Source organism: Lactococcus sp. DD01, from assembly GCF_001578715.1.
GTDB lineage: Bacteria > Bacillota > Bacilli > Lactobacillales > Streptococcaceae > Lactococcus > Lactococcus petauri.
Genome location: NZ_KQ968940.1, coordinates 104,424 through 123,872, shown reverse-complemented (window position 1 = coordinate 123,872; position 19,449 = coordinate 104,424). Strand labels below are relative to the sequence as shown.

At 37.1% G+C, this 19,449-nt stretch carries 24 protein-coding genes; 4 read left to right on the top strand and 20 right to left on the bottom strand.

The genetic code is table 11. The features are described 5' to 3' along the window. Positions 1 to 214: 214 nt before the first annotated feature. The 5 genes from LACDD01_RS08450 to LACDD01_RS08430 form a co-directional block, all read right to left on the bottom strand. Entirely contained in the window at positions 215 to 952 is a 738-nt protein-coding gene (locus LACDD01_RS08450; protein ID WP_061414362.1) for a MurR/RpiR family transcriptional regulator, read from the bottom strand. 10 nt (positions 953 to 962) lie between these two features. Continuing rightward, complete coding sequence (locus LACDD01_RS08445; RefSeq protein ID WP_061414359.1) at positions 963 to 1,835, bottom strand: adenylyltransferase/cytidyltransferase family protein; 873 nt, start codon at positions 1,833 to 1,835, stop codon at positions 963 to 965. Between the two features lie 22 nt (positions 1,836 to 1,857). Beyond that, a complete protein-coding gene (locus LACDD01_RS08440; protein WP_061414356.1) occupies positions 1,858 to 3,147 on the bottom strand; it encodes a peptidase U32 family protein in 1,290 nt (429 codons plus the stop codon). Positions 3,148 to 3,216: 69 nt separating this feature from the next. Next, positions 3,217 to 4,155, bottom strand: a complete 939-nt coding sequence (locus LACDD01_RS08435) for a zinc-binding dehydrogenase (RefSeq protein WP_080941220.1) — start codon at positions 4,153 to 4,155, stop codon at positions 3,217 to 3,219. Continuing rightward, a complete protein-coding gene (locus tag LACDD01_RS08430; RefSeq protein WP_061414353.1) occupies positions 4,152 to 5,075 on the bottom strand; it encodes a peptidase U32 family protein in 924 nt (307 codons plus the stop codon). The genes LACDD01_RS08435 and LACDD01_RS08430 overlap by 4 nt, the downstream gene beginning before the upstream one ends. A gap of 171 nt (positions 5,076 to 5,246) precedes the next feature. Between LACDD01_RS08430 and LACDD01_RS08425 the strand changes: the two genes are divergently transcribed. Continuing rightward, positions 5,247 to 5,525 carry a DUF3270 domain-containing protein gene (locus tag LACDD01_RS08425; RefSeq protein WP_019294186.1) on the top strand — a complete coding sequence of 93 codons (279 nt, stop codon included), beginning with the start codon at positions 5,247 to 5,249 and terminating at the stop codon, positions 5,523 to 5,525. Between the two features lie 43 nt (positions 5,526 to 5,568). Here the strand turns inward: LACDD01_RS08425 and LACDD01_RS08420 are convergent, their stop codons facing one another. Then, complete coding sequence (locus LACDD01_RS08420; RefSeq protein WP_061414350.1) at positions 5,569 to 6,390, bottom strand: putative RNA methyltransferase; 822 nt, start codon at positions 6,388 to 6,390, stop codon at positions 5,569 to 5,571. 229 nt (positions 6,391 to 6,619) lie between these two features. On the opposite strand from LACDD01_RS08420, the gene LACDD01_RS08415 reads away from it, so the two are divergent. Beyond that, positions 6,620 to 7,246, top strand: a complete 627-nt coding sequence (locus LACDD01_RS08415) for a copper homeostasis protein CutC (protein WP_019292223.1) — start codon at positions 6,620 to 6,622, stop codon at positions 7,244 to 7,246. A gap of 26 nt (positions 7,247 to 7,272) precedes the next feature. On the opposite strand, the gene LACDD01_RS08410 is transcribed toward LACDD01_RS08415, so the two are convergent. From LACDD01_RS08410 to LACDD01_RS08390, 5 genes are all read right to left on the bottom strand, one after another. Continuing rightward, entirely contained in the window at positions 7,273 to 8,292 is a 1,020-nt protein-coding gene (locus tag LACDD01_RS08410; protein ID WP_061414347.1) for an ABC transporter permease, read from the bottom strand. After that, positions 8,285 to 9,025 (bottom strand): ABC transporter ATP-binding protein, encoded by a 741-nt coding sequence (locus LACDD01_RS08405; RefSeq protein ID WP_029345882.1) that lies wholly within the window; start codon positions 9,023 to 9,025, stop codon positions 8,285 to 8,287. The genes LACDD01_RS08410 and LACDD01_RS08405 overlap by 8 nt, the downstream gene beginning before the upstream one ends. Positions 9,026 to 9,168: 143 nt before the next feature. Next, a complete protein-coding gene (locus LACDD01_RS08400; RefSeq protein ID WP_061414344.1) occupies positions 9,169 to 10,014 on the bottom strand; it encodes an Rgg/GadR/MutR family transcriptional regulator in 846 nt (281 codons plus the stop codon). A 53-nt stretch (positions 10,015 to 10,067) separates the two neighbouring features. Then, a complete protein-coding gene (locus LACDD01_RS08395; protein ID WP_061414341.1) occupies positions 10,068 to 10,709 on the bottom strand; it encodes an HAD family hydrolase in 642 nt (213 codons plus the stop codon). 110 nt (positions 10,710 to 10,819) lie between these two features. Then, entirely contained in the window at positions 10,820 to 12,355 is a 1,536-nt protein-coding gene (locus LACDD01_RS08390; protein ID WP_061414338.1) for a MucBP domain-containing protein, read from the bottom strand. A gap of 199 nt (positions 12,356 to 12,554) precedes the next feature. On the opposite strand from LACDD01_RS08390, the gene LACDD01_RS08385 reads away from it, so the two are divergent. Both LACDD01_RS08385 and LACDD01_RS08380 read left to right on the top strand, forming a co-directional pair. Next, entirely contained in the window at positions 12,555 to 12,950 is a 396-nt protein-coding gene (locus tag LACDD01_RS08385) for an HIT family protein (RefSeq protein WP_046400833.1), read from the top strand. Next, a complete protein-coding gene (locus tag LACDD01_RS08380) occupies positions 12,947 to 13,174 on the top strand; it encodes a hypothetical protein (RefSeq protein WP_019292230.1) in 228 nt (75 codons plus the stop codon). The genes LACDD01_RS08385 and LACDD01_RS08380 overlap by 4 nt, the downstream gene beginning before the upstream one ends. 4 nt (positions 13,175 to 13,178) lie before the next feature. Here LACDD01_RS08380 and LACDD01_RS08375 read toward each other — a convergent pair whose 3' ends face one another. From LACDD01_RS08375 to msrA, 9 genes are all read right to left on the bottom strand, one after another. After that, positions 13,179 to 13,535 carry a hypothetical protein gene (locus LACDD01_RS08375; protein ID WP_046400835.1) on the bottom strand — a complete coding sequence of 119 codons (357 nt, stop codon included), beginning with the start codon at positions 13,533 to 13,535 and terminating at the stop codon, positions 13,179 to 13,181. A gap of 113 nt (positions 13,536 to 13,648) precedes the next feature. Further along, a complete protein-coding gene (gene rplA / locus LACDD01_RS08370; RefSeq protein WP_061414336.1) occupies positions 13,649 to 14,338 on the bottom strand; it encodes a 50S ribosomal protein L1 in 690 nt (229 codons plus the stop codon). An 89-nt stretch (positions 14,339 to 14,427) separates the two neighbouring features. Beyond that, on the bottom strand, positions 14,428 to 14,853 hold the full coding sequence (gene rplK, locus LACDD01_RS08365) for a 50S ribosomal protein L11 (protein ID WP_003133340.1): 426 nt from the start codon (positions 14,851 to 14,853) through the stop codon (positions 14,428 to 14,430). 126 nt (positions 14,854 to 14,979) lie between these two features. Beyond that, on the bottom strand, positions 14,980 to 15,609 hold the full coding sequence (locus tag LACDD01_RS08360; protein WP_046400836.1) for a putative bacteriocin export ABC transporter: 630 nt from the start codon (positions 15,607 to 15,609) through the stop codon (positions 14,980 to 14,982). A gap of 6 nt (positions 15,610 to 15,615) precedes the next feature. Then, entirely contained in the window at positions 15,616 to 17,676 is a 2,061-nt protein-coding gene (locus LACDD01_RS08355) for a DUF1430 domain-containing protein (protein ID WP_061414334.1), read from the bottom strand. A 3-nt stretch (positions 17,677 to 17,679) separates the two neighbouring features. Further along, on the bottom strand, positions 17,680 to 18,078 hold the full coding sequence (locus tag LACDD01_RS08350) for a hypothetical protein (protein WP_061414331.1): 399 nt from the start codon (positions 18,076 to 18,078) through the stop codon (positions 17,680 to 17,682). A gap of 235 nt (positions 18,079 to 18,313) precedes the next feature. Then, complete coding sequence (locus tag LACDD01_RS08345) at positions 18,314 to 18,685, bottom strand: lactoylglutathione lyase (RefSeq protein WP_046400839.1); 372 nt, start codon at positions 18,683 to 18,685, stop codon at positions 18,314 to 18,316. Positions 18,686 to 18,702: 17 nt separating this feature from the next. After that, positions 18,703 to 18,918: a YozE family protein gene (locus tag LACDD01_RS08340; RefSeq protein WP_003133330.1), complete on the bottom strand. Its 216-nt coding sequence runs from the start codon at positions 18,916 to 18,918 to the stop codon at positions 18,703 to 18,705. Beyond that, entirely contained in the window at positions 18,915 to 19,430 is a 516-nt protein-coding gene (msrA, locus tag LACDD01_RS08335) for a peptide-methionine (S)-S-oxide reductase MsrA (protein WP_019292236.1), read from the bottom strand. The genes LACDD01_RS08340 and msrA overlap by 4 nt, the downstream gene beginning before the upstream one ends. Between the last annotated feature and the right edge of the window lie 19 nt (positions 19,431 to 19,449).

The window sequence follows — 19,449 nt, the reverse complement described above, 5'->3', positions numbered from 1 at the left end:
TTCCTAAAACACCGCTTACAAAAGCTAAGAATGTAAGTTGTGGTTCACAACTCGCTTCGCTCCCTACGTATTATCGTTCTAATTTGCTAAAGCAAAAAGAACTTTATGTTGTTCACAACTCGCTTCGCTCCCTGCGTATTATCGTTCTAATTTGCTAAAGCAAAAAGAACGATAATAAAAGCAAAGCTCCTTGGCTTTGCTTATTATTTGTTTTTCATTGTTTTTTATAAATAGAGTAAGCATCAAAGAGGACACGTACTAAAATATACAAGGGCAGTCGACTATGGACATCAAGATCAAAATAATTAACTTCTAAAGAGCTTTTATAGCCAATTAGGGAGACATCTGCAAGACGTACTAATGGACTTTGCTCCGTTACAGTCAAGGTCAAAATTTTTGCACCATGGATTTTTGCCACTTCGGTTGCTTCAATCAGTTCTAAAGTTTCGCCACTCAAGGACAAATTGATGATTAAGCTGTTCTCTTTGACAAAACTTGCATAATAAGTCATATATTTATAGTCATCATGAAGTGTCACTGGCTTATGGAAAAGTTGAAGCTTCTTCATCATCTCTACAGCAGCATGAGTGGAAAGACCACGCGCAAAGAGAATGATCTCACCAGCTTGGTCAATAGCACGCACGGCTTGTTCAATAGCAGGAGCCGAAATATTATGAATGGTCCGTAGGAGTTCTTCTTCGTTTTTACCAATTGCGGCCAAAACTTCATTTGAAAAACCATTAATATTGGGAAGTGGCTTTTCTTTTATCGAATAGCGAAATTCGGCATAGCCCGAAAAACCTTTTTTCCTCACTGTGCGATTAATCGTTGATAAAGAGCAATGAGCTAATTCTGCCAAATCTGTAATAGAAAGTTGGGGAATTTCATCATAATGCTCTTGAATTACTTGCCATGTATAGGCTTCGGCACTTGATAACTTTTGGTTAACCATGTTTCCTCTCCTAATATTTTAAACGGTCAATTTGAATCCCTGTATACTGACTAATTGCATCAATAGCATGATAATAGCGCCCGAGATAAGCGCGTGTGTCACGCGTCGTTTCTTCATCATCTAAACGTACAACTTTTTCAGCAAGTCCTTGCTCTGCTATCTCCCTTAAAAGTGCTTCGTCATTATCAGATGGAATTAAAAGCACCAGATCCATATCCGGAGATAGAGTATTATCAATAAAGATTATACCTTGATTTCCGGCTGAAGTGATAGCCTGTTCAATATCCTTTGCAAAGGGGGCATTGTTAAAAGTACGTGCTAAACGTCTAGCCAAGGTTGACTTACCACTTTGTCGGCCACCAATTATACCAACAATTTTAGTGAAATGTCTACGAAAAGCGGGATTTATCTCGTTCCAGTGCAACAATGGATTTTCACGTATGTCTGTTGCGGATATCTTAATATCTTGCCTATCAGCCATTTCTACCTTATAGGTACGCAAATCTTGCGGAAAACGTGCACTGAGCTCAGTTACATATTCCGCCTCTCCCACATAAAAAGTAATTTCCTGGCTCTGGTAATTTTTTAATAAGTCAAACAAACGTTTAAACCAAGCATCCCATCCTTGTGGCATCGGAGGTAAATCCGTTTCATCTAACATTGCAACCTCAATGTCCTCTTCATCAGCAAAAGCTTCCTGTAAATAGTGATAACGTAGGGTTAAAGGCAAGCCAATCTTATCACCTCGATCATGAGTATATCCTGATACGACTAAGAGAACCTGATCATTAAGTGCAGCACACTTGTAAATCTGTTGCTGGTGCCCCTTATGAAAAGGAGCAAAAGTACCAAAATAAACGCCTAATCTTGTCTTTTCTGTCATTACGCTCCTCTATTTAATCTTTTTAAGCACGCACTGTTTTAGCCGCACCTGATTTTTCGTAAAGATTGATTAAGCCTGCACCTGATTTACGGATCATATCTCCAGGTTGTACAGGCGTTTCCACATCAATATGTAAAAGGGTCATTGGATTTGGTGCACGGTCGATAGATTCTCCTGTTTCTGCCAAACGTAAGTTTTTAATTGTTGTTTCAGAATGACGGAAGCCAGGCCCATAAAATTCAATCGTATCACCTTCTGTAATGACGTTCCGTTGACGAATCGTCGCAACCTTATTGTCTTCATCGTAAGCAACAACTTCGCCAATAAACTTGTATTCTGGAATTTTACGACGTGCACCAAAAAGTTGTTTATTTTCATCAGGAATACCATAATAAAAGCCTGTATCCAATTCACGTTGCGCCACTTTCCAAAGTTCATCAACCAAATCTGGCTTAATAGCCTCAAACTTTTCCGGACTTTCTAGATAAGCATCAATGGCCGCTTTGTAAACATTTGAAACTGTTGAAACGTAGTGAATAGATTTCATACGTCCTTCAATTTTCAAGGAATTTACACCATTTTTGATCATATCAGGAATATGTTCAATCATGCTCATATCAACAGCAGACATTGAAAATTCTTCAGGAATTTCACCTTTGATTGATTTGCGCTCACTACCAAAAGGCATATCATAGAGGTCATATTTCCAACGGCATGATTGTGAACAGCCACCGCGGTTGGCATCACGCATGCTCATATAGTTTGAAAGTACACAGCGTCCACTATAAGAAATACACATAGCACCATGGACAAAGGCTTCAATTTCCACAGATGTATGTTTTCGGATTTCTGCTAATTCTTCCATAGAAACTTCACGGGCTAAGACGACACGTTCCAGTCCTAAACCTTGCCAGAATTCTAAAGTTTCGTAATTCGTTGCTGAAGACTGCGTAGAGAGATGAATTGGTAAACCTGGTGCTTCGGCTGCACAAATTGCTATCAATGCAGGATCCGAAACGATCACTGCAGAAATTCCTAAATCACGCAGTGTACGGAACCATTCGCCTGCACCTTCCTCATTCCCTTCGTGTGTGACCATATTGGCCGCAACATATACCTTAGCATTGTGGGCTGAAGCATACTCTACGCCTTCACGCATCTCATCAAAGGTAAAGTTACCTGCGCGTGATCGCAAACCGTAGGCTTGTCCACCGATATATACAGCATCTGCGCCATAATCAATCGCTACTTTAAGTTTTTCCAGTGTGCCTGCAGGTGAAAGTACCTCAGGTCTTGTATAATTTTCTTGCATTTTTTCTCCTATTTTCAAGATAAGATTTTTGATAAGGTCTGCCGACCAAAACTTCTTTAATAAAATAAACTATGGTTTTAATAAAACTTTGCCAATATTTTTTCCAGACTCTAAATACTGATGAGCTTCCTTACCTTCAGATAAGGGAAATACAATTGCTTCCGCTGTTTCAACTTTTCCTCTTTCAAAGTAATCAAAGAGACGCTGACTTCGGCGTTCCCTTTCAGAAAAGCTGGTCAAAAAATCCCATAAGTCACCCGTTAGGATATTTTTGGATTGAGACATCATCTTCACGAGATCAATTTGTGGTGGATTGCCTCCCGCCATACCAAAGAAAATCAGGCTTCCTCTGTTCCTCAAAAGCTCTAAATTTTTATTCACAGTGCTGCCCACACCATCATAAACCGTATCAAATTTAATAGACAACGCTTGTCGCCACTCATCCGTTCGGCTTGGATAGACTTGACGCACTCCACGAGAAAGAGCCAAAGCTTGTTTTTCTGCATTTGATGCCGTACCATATACTTCCATACCATCTGCCACAAGAATTTGAGACAAGATCTGCCCGACACCACCGCTAATTCCTGTAACAAATACTTTGTCCCCTATTTGATTTTTCCCTAAATCATGCGCTAAGAAATCTGCAGTCAAACCTTGAAGACCAATACTGGCGGCTAACTTTAAATCAATATTATCAGGCAAATAAATCAGCTTTTCTTTAGGCACAGCAACATATTCAGCATTAGCAAAGGGAACATCGACAAAAAGAACTTTTCTTCCTTTCTGCTTCCCTTCGACAATTTCACCAGAACCTTCGTATCCATTAATATAAGGATGATGTTCCTCGATATGATAGCCTCCTCGGCGACGATAAATATCTGCAAAATTGAGACCAATATATGCCGTTTTGACTAAAACTTCATCTTCTAGCACTTGTGGCAAGGGAACTTTGCCATATTGAAGGACATCACTATCCCCAAATTCTTCAAAATACAAAGCTTTCATCATTTAATTTTACCTGGGTCTAAGTCATAGAAACCATGTGATAAAGTACGGCCTGCTGGATGAAGTTTACGCACTTCTTCTTCAAGCTGAAAGGCCTTATCTGCAGTGAAATTTCCTGCTTCAATGGCCTTTTTCGCTTCTACAAACAACTTCGTAATGGCCACAAAATCCGCACCGCGTGTAAAAATACCGTCCAGTTTCCAATGGTCAAAGCCCATTTTTACCAGTTCCGAGAGCTCGCTCATCATATTAAGATCATCGTTAGCAAAAATGTGTGTACCATGATTATCTTCAAAGATACTATAGTGGGTATCTTCCTTTTTGGGTTCCGAAACAAAAAGATTACGTTCACGATCTTTTCCTGTCTCTTCTGTCTTAATAAAATTGTAGTAATTTTGCACTAAAGGACGTTTACTTTGATGGATAACAGTTGCTCCATAAACCAATACCTCGCCGGGTACATCTAAGTTTCCTGTCATGGCTTGAAGTTCCGGTTTGGGAAGCTCGCGTGCTAACACAGCTTCGACAGCACCTTGGCCCGCCCAGAAGTTGATTTGGCGGCTTGAAGTCACCATGGTAGAAGCATCATAAGTAAAAGGCAAGTCATATTTGTCTCTTTGAAGCACGAAGATAACTCCTGCATCTCCTACGGCTATGCGATTTACTTGAATATCTTGCAAGAAGTCTAAGTAGGGTTTTATTTTAGCCATCATATCAACGTGCATCAATGCATTTACAGCAACAGTCACTGTTTTTCCTGCTTCATGTGCAAGAGCTGTAATCTCACGAATTTCATCGTAGCTAAGCGCTGTGGGTAAGCGTAACCCAAACTCGGCTTCACCAATATAAAGGTTGTCAGTTCCAGCAGCAAGTAGAGCCTTGGCTTGCTCCACACTTTCTGCGGTAGTAGTAATTTTAATCATAGACTAAATTATATCACTATTTATCGCTCTTGACACGTCAGATTTTCATTTTATTTTATTTTCCGATTAACAAAAAAGTAACATAAGACATGAAATTGTATTGCAAACATTTACATAATTTGTTATGATGTAGTGTAGAGCTTAATTATCAGGAAAACTTAGGGAAAAACTATGGAATTAAAAAATTTAAACGATTTCTATGAGAAGCAAGAATACTATTCATATGATGAGCTACATGAACAAGAAAGCCATCTTACCAAACGTGTGCACGAGCTGACTTTCTTTCTTAATGTCGCAAGCTTTTCAGTCATCATGGCAATGATGGTCTATATTTTTATTACAATGACAAGTAGTTTAGTTGCTGTTCCAGCTGCTCTTGTTGTTGGTTTTATCGTTTTCCTTGTTTGTAAAAAAGGAATCAAAAAGATTGTACACCTCCTCATGAAATAATAAATTTTATGTTCTAACAGAAAAAACCTCAGGAAGAGGTTTTTTATTTTTGCCCGATTAAAACTTGCACATGAATAGTTGACTGGGTTGGGGGATTTTTTCTTGCTGCTTCTTTTATCTTAGAGGGTACCGCCCATTCTAAAGGACTCATTTCCAGAAAATCTAAACGAAGGGTCTCAGGAATTTCAAAACTATAATGAAGTTCTTTTTCCACGGCATTAGGATATTCCTGCTTAAAGCGTTGAATAACCTCTGTATTGTCATAGTTAACTGGAAATCCATATACTTTACGCAACTCTTGAAGATAATATCGATCTGGTACAATCTTGATGATATTCCCCCCTGACTGTAACACTCGATTAAACTCTTTATAGTTTGAAGGTGTAAAAATATTTAAGACACTCGAAATAGAAGCATCAGCAAAAGGTAGTCTTGTCAAATCTGCCAAACTTAGAAAAGCTGAAAAAGGCAAATCAGTCGCCATTTCAATACCATCTTTTGCAATATCAAAGCCAAATTTGTTCCCTTGGTAAGACAACAACTCCAAAAACTTGCCTTCACCTGTGCCCACATCCAACAAATTGCCAGGTAAAAGGGCTTTTTCAATTTCCTTAAGTACAGGTGTGTACATGCCAGCAACGATTAAGCGACGTCTGGGTTCAAACATCTTCTTTGTATAATGTTCCGTATCTGCTTTTGTTTGTAAAAAGTTAACATACCCTTTTTTATTTAAATTGAAGGTATGCTTATTCTCACAACGCAGTGCATAAGGCTCCAAAGCAAAGGAAGTGTGGCATAAAGGACAGCTGAGACTTTCGAGATTTTTTTCTAAATAAACATAGGCTTTTTCAATTTTTTTTAACATAAACCTATTATAGCATTTCATCAGATGCTTTAACTTTTCTGGATCCAAGTAATCCTATAAAGCGTAGGAATCACAAATATCCAAGAAAATATTTTTTCTATTTATGCAGTATTTTATATCAAATCGCATGCCTCGTTTGCTATACACTAGCTTTTTATTCATTAAAAACAGCAAAGCTACTTTTTTTGTTATAATAAAGAAAAAGTCAGAAAAGGAAATAAAGAAGCCAATGATTATTCGTGAACTTTGTGTTGAAAATTTTACTGAAATTCCTCAAGCAATTGCTGCAGGAGTCGAGCGTATTGAACTTTGTGATAACCTTGCTGTGGGTGGAACAACACCAAGCTATGGCGTCATTCAGCAAGCCGCTGAATTTATCGGAGACCAAAAGACAACCTTAGCTGTTATCATCCGCCCACGTGGAGGCAATTTTGTCTATAATTCTTATGAATTAAAAATCATGGAAAATGATATTCTCAAAGCTATCGAAGCTGGTGCACAAAATCTCGTTTTAGGCGCTCTAACAGAAGACAATCAAATTGACGTTGAAGCCCTTGAAACACTCATGGTGGCCTCTCAAGGACTTCCTGTAACCTTCCACATGGCCTTTGATGAGATTGAGGACCAGCATGCAGCCATCGATACATTGGTCGAAGCTGGCGTCGAAAAAATTCTTATGCATGGAGACAGTCTCGACAAGCCACTCAATACCGAAAAAATTGCAGATCTTGTTAAATATGCGAAAGGAAGAATTGCTATTATTATTGGTGGTGGTGTAACTGTTGATAACTATGAAGAATACGCAAACTTAACAGGTACAAACTTTGTCCATGGAACAAAAATTATTGCAAAATAAAAAAAAAAACAGCTTAAGCTGTTTTTTTATTTGCCCTTCAAACGCATTTTTATATAAAATTTCACTAACAGGAAATTCACCAGTAAAAGTACAATCAGATAAAGGCGTGGTTGCAGGAAGACTAAACCAAAAATGACTTCTACGACTGTCGCGAAAAGCATTATACGTGAGAGGACATTTTTAATTGCTGCAAATTTTGATGATTGACGGAGTGGATAAATTCGCGTCAACACTTGGTACTCAAAAGAATCTTGGAGGGCAAAAAGTTGAAAAAGCAACAAATAATTAAAGACCGATGCCAAAATAACCGCAAGAATCGGGTTACCAATAAAAATTAAAGAAAGTACACTAAGAGCAATCAAACGCAACGTCAGCGAGAGATAGTCTCCGGAGCGCAAAAAAGCACGACTAAAGAGATACTCATAGGTTCGCAGCGTTTTCGGTAAGAGAAAATCTAAATATTTGCGACGACGGCTTTGTGTTTTCAGTCCTTTAACATTGGTAAAAAGGGCAAAAAAGCGTAATGTATTCGTTTTGCGGTTTTCTTCGTAAGCAATAAGTCTCTCCCAAGAAATAATTCCATTGGGCATGAGTTGACGTAAGCGAAGGCCTAAACCAGCTGCTTTTAACAAAACTAAAAGAATAAACCATAGCAAAAGATAGAAGAAAGACCATTTTAAAAGAGGCGCTACAATTCCGACTAAAATAAGACTAATAAGCGCAGGGAAAAGAAGCGAACGCAAGCAAGACAGAAGTAAATATTTGCGCACTGCTTTCTCTTGCGGTAAGAGAAACACCTTATCCGCAGGTTCCACAAAGCTGGCCAATCTTCCAAAAATCTGGCTTAGAATGGTGATTAAAAGAACTAAACCAACTTTTCCAGCAGTATTTAAACTGTGAGCTTGTAAAAATTGAGCATACTGTACGGCTAAAGCGCCCAATAAAATCATCAAAAAGAGAACAAAATGATCATTAAACACATAACGCAAATATTTGAGATTTTGCCGATAGTATACTTTGCGGCGTTCTTCAAATAAGCTATTCATGAGCATTTACACCTTTCGTCAATTCTAAATAAATTTCATCAAGGCTGGCATCTTCTTTGCCAAATTTGGCACGCAAATCTTCCATCGTTCCCGCAATCAATACCTTACCTTCATGAAGGATGACAAATTTGTCACAGAATTTCTCTGCTGTTGAGAGAATATGTGTACTCATCAAAATCGAAGCACCAGCATCACGCATGGAAAGCATAAGTGTGATTAAATCTTGAATCGCTAAAGGATCTAATCCTAGAAAGGGTTCATCAATAATGTAAAGACTTGGATCCGTCAAAAAGGCGCAAATAATCATTACTTTTTGCTTCATTCCTTTAGAAAAATTGACCGGGAACCAGTCTAACTTATCTTCCAAACGGAAGGTTTTTAGGAGTTCTTCTGCCCGAGGCATTGCTTCTTCTACAGGAACTCCATAAGCTAAAGCTGTAAGCTCAATGTGCTCACGCAAAGTTAGTTCCTCATAAAGACTTGGTGTTTCTGGAATAAAGCCAATCTTTTTACGATAACCTTCAAGATCTTCTTGGAGCGTAATTCCATCCAATTCGATCTGACCTGAGTAAGGCGTGAGCAGTCCCATAATTTCCTGAATAGTTGTTGATTTACCCGCACCATTAAGACCAATAAGTCCAACCAGTTCTCCATCCGCTATCTCAAAGCTTACATCTTCAAGAACCGGATTACCAAAGTAGCCTCCAGTCACGTTATTTATTTTTAGAGCCACATTAATATCTCCATTTCTAATCAAATTTAGTATAAGTTAATTTTATCATATCCCAACTTCTTTTGCTTTCCTCTAATGTAATCTCTTTTTCTTAATTTTTCTACTAAAAAAATGAGGGACTATGTAGAAAAGTCCCTTATCATTCATGCACTTGATTTGTTGCTGATTTTCTCAAAATCTTTTTGGAAAACTTCCCGTAGTTCTAAAGCACCGATTTCGGATAATATTTTTAAAGCACATGCAGTCAGTTTTTTACCCGTAATTTGGTTTTCAAACGCGTATATCCAACATCCCTTTACAAAAAGGGAGGATATTCGAACATAGGTGTCAAAGACTATCGTTAATCCTTCAAACGCTTTGAGAAACCGTTCTGAATCGTCTCTGTAGCCATGACGTATCATTACAAGTGTCGCTCGGAGAACAACACGAATAAGCAGATTTCTAAATTCTGTTATTTCTTTCAAGTAATGTTCGTTTTGGGAAAGCATTTGCCCTACAAGATCTTGCAATAACCTGGGATCAATCTCCTCTAAGGTATTCACTAAAATATAGAGTTCATAACTATGCCAAATATGATAGCTTTTTAATCTCGTTTCAATATAAGAAACTTCCACTGGAGATAAATGACTATAACAAGCTTTAGCAGAAAGTGCAATAACTTTATTTTCTTCTAAATCATATTCAATATTGTCTAAATAGACTTGCTTTAATAAAGAGATGTTATTGTTAAAATAAGCCTGCTCTATTTTCTTAAACTGATTTAACCAATAATCTTCTTCATCATTATTGAGCATCAGCATATAAGATCTGAACGTTGTATGCATTTCCTGCAAGGGAAGATCTAGTTTATCAAATGAAATCAGTGTTTTTCCATTTTCAAAGGAAGATATAGTTGACTTTGATAAACCAATGCGCTCAAAATCACGCAAAGAAAGTTTATGTTGGACACGTAATTTTTTAAAGATTTCCCCGTATTTTTTGTAAATCATAAAACTCATTCCCCTAAAGTTAAATAACTAAAAGTTTTATTCATACATCTCCCTTAAAGTTTCAGCAACTCGTCTACTTGTTTTATCAAAAAGTCGGGATGCTGGCCTGCTAATTCAGCAGCATCATGTGCACCCCAAGTTACAGCACATGTCTGTACTCCTGCGGCTTTCCCCATCTGTATATCGAAAATGGCATCACCAATCATTACGGTCTGATGCGTGCTCAAGCCGTATTGTTTTACTATGTAGAGTACACCATCTGGTGCAGGTTTATAATTTTCTACTTGATCTGAACCAATCACACCTTCAAAATAAGAAGCAATCTCAAGAAATTCTAAATTTCTTTTTAAAGCTGTAGAGTGTTTACTTGAGACCACATAAAGCTTTTTACCGGAATGGCGCAGGTTTTGAAGCACTTCTTTTATTTGAGGGAAAAGTGTAAGATTTTCTTGCTCATATGCCTTATAGTATTTTCGAAAGGCACTTAACAACTCATCAAATTCTTCTTCCTTAAATGTATGCCCCACAGCCATTTTCTTAAAAGACTTTTCAATCGGAATACCTGTGTAATAGTTAATTGTCTCGTTTGAGGGAATACTTAAGTTAAACTGCTGAAAAGCAGCTTGTGTTGCCAATATACCCGTACTCCCCGAATTTGCTAATGTTCCATCGAAGTCAAAAATATACGCATCCATATTAAATTTCTCCTTATTTATAATTTATTAAAAATTATTATAACATAGATTTGATTTTTTTAATGTTTTTAATCTATTTATCTTTTTATGGTTGGAAATGGTAGGATGCCTTACTTATATTTGTTTATTTTTCGCACAAAGACTATTACTCCTCCTATTAAAAATAAGAGAATAACACCAATGATGGTCAAAAATTTTCCATTATCTTCTCCTGTCGCCGGAAGATTAGCTTGATACGTTTGATTTTTCGCGTACAAGTATTTTACTTCTTGTTTGGTAGAGGTAAATACACCTTTTGGATTTCCCTGCACGCCTTTTATACTATAACCTGGGAGCTCTTTTGGTGTCGAAACATATTCTTCACCAATGTTCCCTGTAAGAACTGTATCTTCTGCTATTTTTTTACCATCATCGCCTGTGTATTTTACAGTTACTGTTTCACCTTTTACTGGTAATTTAGTATAAACATAAGTGATGGTTTGCGCCTGATCTGTAAAGATTCCTGTGGGATTACCTTGTACTTCTTTAAAGGTATAACCCTCGATTTCTTTTTGCTCGGAAGTGTAAGGTTGACCAATGTTTCCCTTGAGTGTAATATTATCTATGAGCTTATTTCCCAATTCGTCAACATATTTGATAAGTACATCACCAGCAAGATCACCTGTTCCTCCTCCACCTTGTCCATGATAAGTTGCAGTGGAAACTGCACTATCAATTAGAGTTGTCCCATCATAGGAAAAAGCTTGATTAGGGTATTTATTATTCACAGGATTAGATTTTAATTTTGTCTGATAATGTATGACGACTGAATTGGGTTCGGTGAGAGATGCTTCTGTGTCACCATGGAGATGTCCAAGATTTAAGGAGGTGGATTGACTCCCATCTGCATTAGGATTAAAAACCAAATCCGTTGACTCTGTTTTAATAACAGTATTTTTATAGTTTCTATAATGTATACTGGTCGAACCCGGTATATAGTCCTGCGTGTTGCTCATCGTATCAGCAAAATTCGCATCGGAAACTTCATAACCACCATTGTTTATGGTTATAGTCCAAGTCACTATATCATTTGCTTCATAGTGCAACGTTTTAGCAATTGCACTGTTCCCTGACCCTTCACCTGAGCTACTTTTTGAAAAATTAACGTGAATGCTATTATTTAAATTATTTTTTGTCGGAAAGGCTAAATCATTCCCCACATCATAATTTAAAGTATTTTTATTAAAGCCAGACCAAAAGTTAAAAAATAATGTACGATTAGATAAATTGTTGATAACAGGCGCAAAAACAATATTAAGCATATTATTTTGGATAGTCACTGAACCTAACAATGTACCATCTTCTTTAGTCAGCAAAATTGGAGCAGTTCCTATATACTTTAATTCCTGTGGCAATGGCATTGAGTACGTTTGCGCCGTATCAATGACTGTACCGTTTGGAATACTAAGCGTGTAGGTAGCGTTGACCAAAGAAGCATCGCTTATTTTATTTGAGGTTATTGGACCATTGTTATTACTTAGAACAACTTGATCTACAAATTGTATTGCACTTGGAGACGTTGTTTCAGCACTCACCAATGGGGTAAGATTCAAAATGCTCCCCAACATGAGGATGAAAAGCAATAATTGGTTTGAAATTTTTTTCATGACTTTACCTCCTATTTTGTTTTTTTTACCATGATAATACCAATTTTAAACATTAAAAACTATTTATTTGTCTTAACGCTTTCTAAAAAATTTTCTTAACAAGTTACACTAAGCAAAAACAGAAGAATTTGTTATAATTTACTTATAACAAAGTAGTGCTCAACTTTTGAGACTCTACAAATGGACAGGGAGATTTCTTATGGATAATTGTATTTTTTGTAAAATAATTGCGGGTGAAATTCCAAGTACGAAAATCTACGAAGACGATAACTTGGTAGCCTTTCTTGATATCACACAGACCACAAAAGGGCATACTTTAGTTGTACCTAAAACACATACACGAAATTTATTGGCAATGGAACCCGAGCAAGCCTCTCAGCTTTTCTCTAAAATTCCAGAAATCGCCAATAAACTTGTGGATTCTCTAGGCGCCAAAGGGATGAATATCCTGCAAAACAACGAGGAAATAGCTGGGCAAACTGTCTTCCACACTCATGTACACCTCATTCCACGTTATGCTGAAGATGATGGTTTCTCTGCTGCTTTCACAGCACATACTTATGATCTTAATGCAATTGCGGAGGAAATCTTATGAAAGAATTCATCAATGACGTCTCAGAAATCTTTTCACGGTTAAGTAAAGAAATAGATGAGGTCAAAGCGAACTTAGAAAATGTAAAAATTGAAGCAAAAAAGGCTGAGCTTACCGGACAAGAAATTCAAAGAAAAGTGAACGAATTTCAAACCCTTGCTCAACCTAAAGTTGATAAAATCAATGAAATTTTAGAGAAACTTTCAGAAAAAAGTAGTGAAGGATGATTCACTACTTTTTATTTGGATTAATATAAAATTGGCTGCCCCAAAATATCCCTAATATTTGAGAAATGATAAATGATCCAGCGATAATTAAAATTTCAGTCACATCACTATCATATTGTATATATGTGAAAAAATAACGAGAATTATAAAAGGTAAAAAGGAAAAACACCAAGAAAATATCAATAATGAGTAAATAGGGCCAAGCACGATTTCCATCAAGTTTCACCAAGCGAAAACTCGTAAAAAGTAACAATAATGAAATTATTTGTAAACTTATTAAGGGAAATTCAAATACCGTTCCGAGATATATAGTTATCCAAACAGCTGCTATAAAGCCTATTAATAGAGTCATCCGTTTCATATTACTATTGTAACATGAAAAAGCATGTTTTTCTAATTTAAATTACGAAAATTACATATGCGTTTCTAAGATATACAAAAAAAGCTCCCTGAGGAGCCTTTTTGAATTTCAACTTAGAAGCTTGTTGTATCAACTTTAACACCAGCACCCATAGTTGTAGTAACTGAAAGGTTTGTGATGTAAGTACCTTTAGCTGTAGCTGGTTTAGCAGCAATGACTACGGCATTGATAGCTTTGAAGTTTTCGATAAGTTTTTCGTTGTCGAATGAAACTTTACCGATTGGTACGTGGATGTTACCCGCTTTATCAGCACGGTAGTTAACTTTACCAGCTTTTGATTCTTCAATAGCTTTAGTTACGTCCATTGTTACAGTACCAGTTTTAGGGTTTGGCATGAGGTTACGTGGACCAAGAACACGTCCAAGACGACCTACAACAGCCATCATGTCAGGTGTTGCGATTACAACGTCGAAGTCCAACCAACCACCGTTGATTTTAGTTACGAGTTCATCAGCACCAACGAAGTCTGCACCAGCTGCTTCTGCTTCTTTAGCTTTTTCGCCACGAGCGAAAACAAGAACACGAGCAGTTTTACCAGTACCGTTTGGCAATACCATTGCACCACGGATTTGTTGGTCAGATTTTTTAGTATCGATGTTAAGATTGTATGCAACTTCTACAGATGCATCAAATTTTGCGATTGAAGCTTCTTTAGCGAGTGCTACTGCTTCTTCAACGCTGTAAAGTTTAGTTGCGTCTACTTTTTCGATAGCAGCGCGCATTGATTTGCTTTTTTTAGCCATTTCTATATTTCTCCTTGTGGTAATATCGGTTGTCTGTTATTATAACAGCCTTCCACTTGTGTGGAAAATGAGCGATGATTAATTAAAAATTAACCTTCTACTACAAATCCCATAGATTTCGCAGTACCTTCGATCATTGACATTGCTGCTTCAAGTGAACCAGCGTTAAGGTCAGCCATCTTAGTGTTTGCAATTTCTTCAACTTGTGCTTTTGTTACAGTTGCAACTTTAACTTTGTTAGGTTCACCTGAACCTTTTTCAACTTTAGCTGCTTTTTTCAAAAGAACTGCTGCTGGAGGAGTTTTTGTAATGAATGTAAATGATTTATCTTCATATACTGAGATTACAACTGGGATGAGCATACCAGCTTGGTCAGCTGTACGCGCGTTGAATTCTTTAGTGAATCCCATGATGTTGATACCTGCTTGACCCAAAGCTGGACCAACTGGTGGAGCTGGTGTTGCTTTACCGGCAGGAATTTGCAATTTAACGAGTTTTTCTACTTGTTTAGCCACGATAAATTTCTCCTTATTATATTGTTTTCGTGATGTGGTATGATGATAGACCATTCTATCTTCCACGCCTATATGCTAAAAACATACTTAAACAGTCTACCAAATATAGTTGTTTTTGTCAAGTCTCTATATTTCAACGAATTCATCACATGCTGCAACAACAGCCGGGTCATGCGTGACAACGATAACTGTTTTTCCTTTTTCCACTTCTTGGCGTAACAATCCCAGTATCAAGGCTCTATTTTGTTCATCTAAAGATCCGGTCGGCTCATCAGCCAAGATAATCTTACTGCGTTTCAATAAAGCACGCGCCAAGGCTACACGCTGCTTTTCCCCGCCAGACAAGGCGTATACTTTTTCACTCAGCTTATGAGTAATACCGACTTGATTTAAAATCTCTCTCATCCTGCGGCGCTTTTCTTTGCCGTGGAGTTTTTCATATACTAGCGAAATGTTGAGATTTCGCTCAATGCTCTCATCTTCAATCAAGGCAAAGTTTTGAAAAAGAAATGCTATCAGGTTGCGCCGCATAAGTAAGGCTTCTTTGCTGTTTATCTTAGGTGCTTTCTGCCCTGCTATACGAATCTTTCCTGAATCTGACTCTTCAATCAAGCCTATCAAATTAAGAAGCGTTGACTTTCCAGCGCCACTTTTCCCTAGTATCGCTGTCATTTTCTGAGCTGAAATATTTAAGGAATATTTATCAAAAATCTGATGTTTCCCAAACGTTTTGCTCACTTCTTGAAGTTCTATCATGTTTTCTTATGCTCCTTTCAAGGTGGTGACTAACTCTTTCTTTTCGAGACGAGTGAGGAGGTGGAAGACTAAGGTAATCTCGATGATTGTAAACAACAAATAAGCTTGGATAACTTCTGTATCATAGCCAATAGCCCTTGAATGGAGTGCAAATACAAGGTTTTGAATAAAAATCATCGCAAGTAGTACACTGTAAGTTCTTATGAATGAGAAACCCAGTACACGATAAAGAGCTAACTTTTTTCTATTGCTTTTGAAATAAATTACCGTTGTAGAAAAAATCATCAAAAGAAAAAGAATAAAAACCAAGAGATTTCTAAATACCCAACTCCATGGCTTTCCTATAGTATGCTTTATATCTGTTGCAGCTATTTTTCTTACAGGAACAAAAGATGTGAATATACTAGCAATCTTGTCTTGTTTTAAAGCTGGCAAAAGCTCTAGATAAGTTTTCTCCACATTTTCTTTAATGGGAACCAATACACCCAGAGGGTTAGCACCTTGAAACATGTTAATATAGGTATTATAGCCTGCATTTTTTACTGTATGTACTTCAACCAAATCTGGTTGAATTTTTTCTTGTCTTGCCTCATAGAAGCCCGTCTCGTCCATTTCAAAAACAGGAATTTTTTGATTGTCTTTGATAAAGAGGTAACGTACTTCTTTTCCATGAAACCAAACATCTGGTAATTCTTGGAGCTCTTTATATCCCTTTTTAATTTTAGACATTTTATCTTTGAAACGCTCATTAACCAGAACGATTCCCTCACTGGTATGTTTATCTATGTTTACAGGTCTTCCTGCGATATCCCTAATGGTATACTTTTGTAAATAAGCAGAGTTAATCTCCACAGCTTGATATTTTTCTAAAGATTTCTGAGGTAGAAATTTTTTTACAGCATGTAAACCGCCATTATTTTCCAAATAAGTAAAGATATTTTTACTTCTCACAGCTTGTCCGTAACTTTCTGAATAGCCTAGACTACTTTTATAAAATATTCCATAATCATCTATGGGGGACTTCTGAAATAAGCCTAAACTACTGTTAAGTAAAAAGATAAGCCCCATACAGGCATAAACACTCCCTACAAAAGCAACTGTTTTTGCGATATAAACAACTATATTTACTTTTTTCAAAAAAGACTTATCATTGGTTTGATTAACGAGAGAATTTCTAGTCACAAGTCCGATAATCCCACTCATAAGAAGCATACTCAGTATAGAAAGAAACACCATGCGAGACAGATAATGAATATCAAGACTCCTCAAAATAATCGTGCTGGCAAATAAAACAACTAAAGTTTGTGTGACAAGAAAAACTTTAAGGTAGATACGCTTAATAATCTCCCAAGCTGACATACCGTTAAGAGCATAAATAGCCACTTCCTTATTCCTTAGTATTGTCCACACGAGTAAGAGGACGAAGTAAAAAACGAGAATAAATTTGATAAAAAACTCAAGTCTTTGATTATTCCCTAAACTAGGCGGCATATTCACATACCACTTGGGTTGTGTAACCAAACTTGTTGGTGTCGTTCTCAAGGAAAATCTTTGATTTAATTTTTGACTGAGTGATTGTAATACATCTTCTTTTACTTTTGACTTAAAAAGGATAGCTGCTCCTTGGTATTTTTCATCAGTCAGCTTATTTATCGGTGCATATTCAACACTGACCTTATCACCGTAATCTTCGAAAAACTTTTTATTTGAAGATTGAAAGTCTGTTTTAAAAAAAGTAATCTTTGAGAGTGGCTGAGAAAAATCAACCCTGCCTTTTCCATTATTTTCTGCACCAATAAAGCGTGAACGAACGATAAACGGAGTATCAAACTCCTTTGAGACTTCTTCCATCACTTGAATAAAATCTTTACGCTCCAGAAATTCATGCTCTGAACCTTCCGAAAAATTTTCTATATATTTTTCTGGTTGATAAATTTGGGAATATCCTGCAAAAGAAACAGCTTCTATCAGTTTATTTGCTTCTTTATCATTGTAGCGTATGTAGGCAAGCATCAGAGACAAGATTGAAAAAAGGAGTAATAGCGAAATTTTCAAAACTTTATTCATAGATTACCATCGATTTCCCTGAGCATAAAAGCCCCAATCATAGGGATCATAATGATCCCCGCGAGAAGATGTCCAAACTTTATAACCTGCTGGATACCAACCACTATAGGTACGCCCACCTTTTCGAACATACGCCATACTTTGATGAGATACCGCCCAGTTATAATACTCCGCTGTCAAGGTCTTTTTCCCCCAACTAGCATCTGGAAAAGTTTTATAATATGCCACTTGTCGTCCGTGTTTCGTAAAATTATTTTGCAAAATACGGACTGCGCGCTCTAGCTTTTCCACACTGTCGCCAAAAACACCATCGGCAGAGGCTTTTTCAGCAGTCGTCACCTGACTTCCACCAAACAAAGTGAGCCCTAAAGTTGACACGGCAAGAATTTTTTTGATCTTCATCGAAATCTCCCTTCAAATATGAATCTTTTTCTAACCTAACAGTACTTATTAATCTCCTTCCTTTATTTTATATTTCCACTTATTAGTCTAACACGAGAATCCTCTGATAATTTTCCCTCTACATTTAGTTTTCATGAAAAAGTAGAAATACTTTAAGCTTGAAAAATGCGGCTGCTACATTTAGGCGAAAATCAAAAAAAGACTGAAATAATTCAGTCTTTTTATTCTTTTTTATTTACTCTGCAATCACTTCAACCTTATAGCCATCTGGATCAATAATAAAGTAATAGCGTGTGTCGGAGTTAGGAAGCCCTTTAAGTTCGGTAACTTCAAACCCTGCTTGTTTTTGTTTTGTATGCAGTTCTTCCAAATTATCAACCGAAATAGCAATATGTCCATAGCCATTACCCAAATCATACGCTTCATGATTGTAATTATAAGTCAATTCTAATTCGTAGTTATCACCAGGTAAAGTCAAATAAACTAAAGTAAATTCATATTCTAAAAAGTCACGACGACGTTTTTCTTCAAAACCAAAAGCTTCTTGATAAAACTTGATTGAAGCGTCCAAGTCTTTGACGCGGTAACAGGTGTGTGCCATTTTCATTGTGTTTTCCTCCATTTTTAGGCTTCTAGGTACATTGCCCAGATATCGTCAAAAAGTCCCAAGTTAAAGTAAAAAGGGGCATAGGTTTCCAGGTATGTGGACACTTCGTCAAAGTCTTTCGATTGTTTAGGAAACTGTGTATCCGCAAAGGCAAGATTAGCCAAACGTGTAACGTCATCCACCTCAACTGGCGCCCGATGACGCATCAAATAAGTATAAAAAGGCTGTCTCATTTCCAGTTTTCCTCCAAAAACTTATGACGTAAACGGCTAGACAAAGCATAACGCTCAGGATTTGTTTTATAAAATCCTTGATGATAATCCTCTGCCGGCCAGAACTTTTGTGCGGGTTCTATTGTGGTAACAATAGGCTGATCAAAACGTCCAGAATTTTGAAGTGCTTCTTTTGACTTTTCAGCGACTTCTCTCTGTGAGTCAGCAGTATAGAAAATAACTGGACGATAGTTATCGCCACGATCCTCAAATTGCCCAAACATATCGGTTGGATCGGTCTGCTCCCAGTAAAGTTCCACTAAATCTTTGTAAGTGATTTTTTCATTATCAAAGATAATCTCCACTGCCTCAGTATGGCCTGTCTGATGATTGCAAACTTGCTCATAAGTTGGATTATCAACATGACCGCCTGTATAACCACTTGTCACAGCAAGAATCCCTGTTTGTTCCTCAAAGGGCTGTACCATACACCAAAAACAGCCACCGGCAAATATTGCTCTTTCTTTACTCATCCTTGTCTCCTCGTTCTTC

Coding starts and splice junctions, on each gene's coding strand:
- LACDD01_RS08345 (WP_046400839.1), bottom strand. CDS start 18,685: ATGAAAATGGCACACACCTGTTACCGCGTCAAAGACTTGGACGCTTCA.
- LACDD01_RS08380 (WP_019292230.1), top strand. CDS start 12,947: ATGAAAGAATTCATCAATGACGTCTCAGAAATCTTTTCACGGTTAAGT.
- LACDD01_RS08355 (WP_061414334.1), bottom strand. CDS start 17,676: ATGAATAAAGTTTTGAAAATTTCGCTATTACTCCTTTTTTCAATCTTG.
- LACDD01_RS08415 (WP_019292223.1), top strand. CDS start 6,620: ATGATTATTCGTGAACTTTGTGTTGAAAATTTTACTGAAATTCCTCAA.
- LACDD01_RS08410 (WP_061414347.1), bottom strand. CDS start 8,292: ATGAATAGCTTATTTGAAGAACGCCGCAAAGTATACTATCGGCAAAAT.
- LACDD01_RS08390 (WP_061414338.1), bottom strand. CDS start 12,355: ATGAAAAAAATTTCAAACCAATTATTGCTTTTCATCCTCATGTTGGGG.
- LACDD01_RS08340 (WP_003133330.1), bottom strand. CDS start 18,918: ATGAGACAGCCTTTTTATACTTATTTGATGCGTCATCGGGCGCCAGTT.
- LACDD01_RS08375 (WP_046400835.1), bottom strand. CDS start 13,535: ATGAAACGGATGACTCTATTAATAGGCTTTATAGCAGCTGTTTGGATA.
- LACDD01_RS08400 (WP_061414344.1), bottom strand. CDS start 10,014: ATGATTTACAAAAAATACGGGGAAATCTTTAAAAAATTACGTGTCCAA.
- LACDD01_RS08445 (WP_061414359.1), bottom strand. CDS start 1,835: ATGACAGAAAAGACAAGATTAGGCGTTTATTTTGGTACTTTTGCTCCT.
- LACDD01_RS08420 (WP_061414350.1), bottom strand. CDS start 6,390: ATGTTAAAAAAAATTGAAAAAGCCTATGTTTATTTAGAAAAAAATCTC.
- LACDD01_RS08350 (WP_061414331.1), bottom strand. CDS start 18,078: ATGAAGATCAAAAAAATTCTTGCCGTGTCAACTTTAGGGCTCACTTTG.
- LACDD01_RS08425 (WP_019294186.1), top strand. CDS start 5,247: ATGGAATTAAAAAATTTAAACGATTTCTATGAGAAGCAAGAATACTAT.
- rplA (WP_061414336.1), bottom strand. CDS start 14,338: ATGGCTAAAAAAAGCAAATCAATGCGCGCTGCTATCGAAAAAGTAGAC.
- LACDD01_RS08440 (WP_061414356.1), bottom strand. CDS start 3,147: ATGCAAGAAAATTATACAAGACCTGAGGTACTTTCACCTGCAGGCACA.
- LACDD01_RS08385 (WP_046400833.1), top strand. CDS start 12,555: ATGGATAATTGTATTTTTTGTAAAATAATTGCGGGTGAAATTCCAAGT.
- LACDD01_RS08430 (WP_061414353.1), bottom strand. CDS start 5,075: ATGATTAAAATTACTACTACCGCAGAAAGTGTGGAGCAAGCCAAGGCT.
- LACDD01_RS08395 (WP_061414341.1), bottom strand. CDS start 10,709: ATGGATGCGTATATTTTTGACTTCGATGGAACATTAGCAAATTCGGGG.
- LACDD01_RS08435 (WP_080941220.1), bottom strand. CDS start 4,155: ATGATGAAAGCTTTGTATTTTGAAGAATTTGGGGATAGTGATGTCCTT.
- msrA (WP_019292236.1), bottom strand. CDS start 19,430: ATGAGTAAAGAAAGAGCAATATTTGCCGGTGGCTGTTTTTGGTGTATG.
- LACDD01_RS08360 (WP_046400836.1), bottom strand. CDS start 15,609: ATGATAGAACTTCAAGAAGTGAGCAAAACGTTTGGGAAACATCAGATT.
- LACDD01_RS08450 (WP_061414362.1), bottom strand. CDS start 952: ATGGTTAACCAAAAGTTATCAAGTGCCGAAGCCTATACATGGCAAGTA.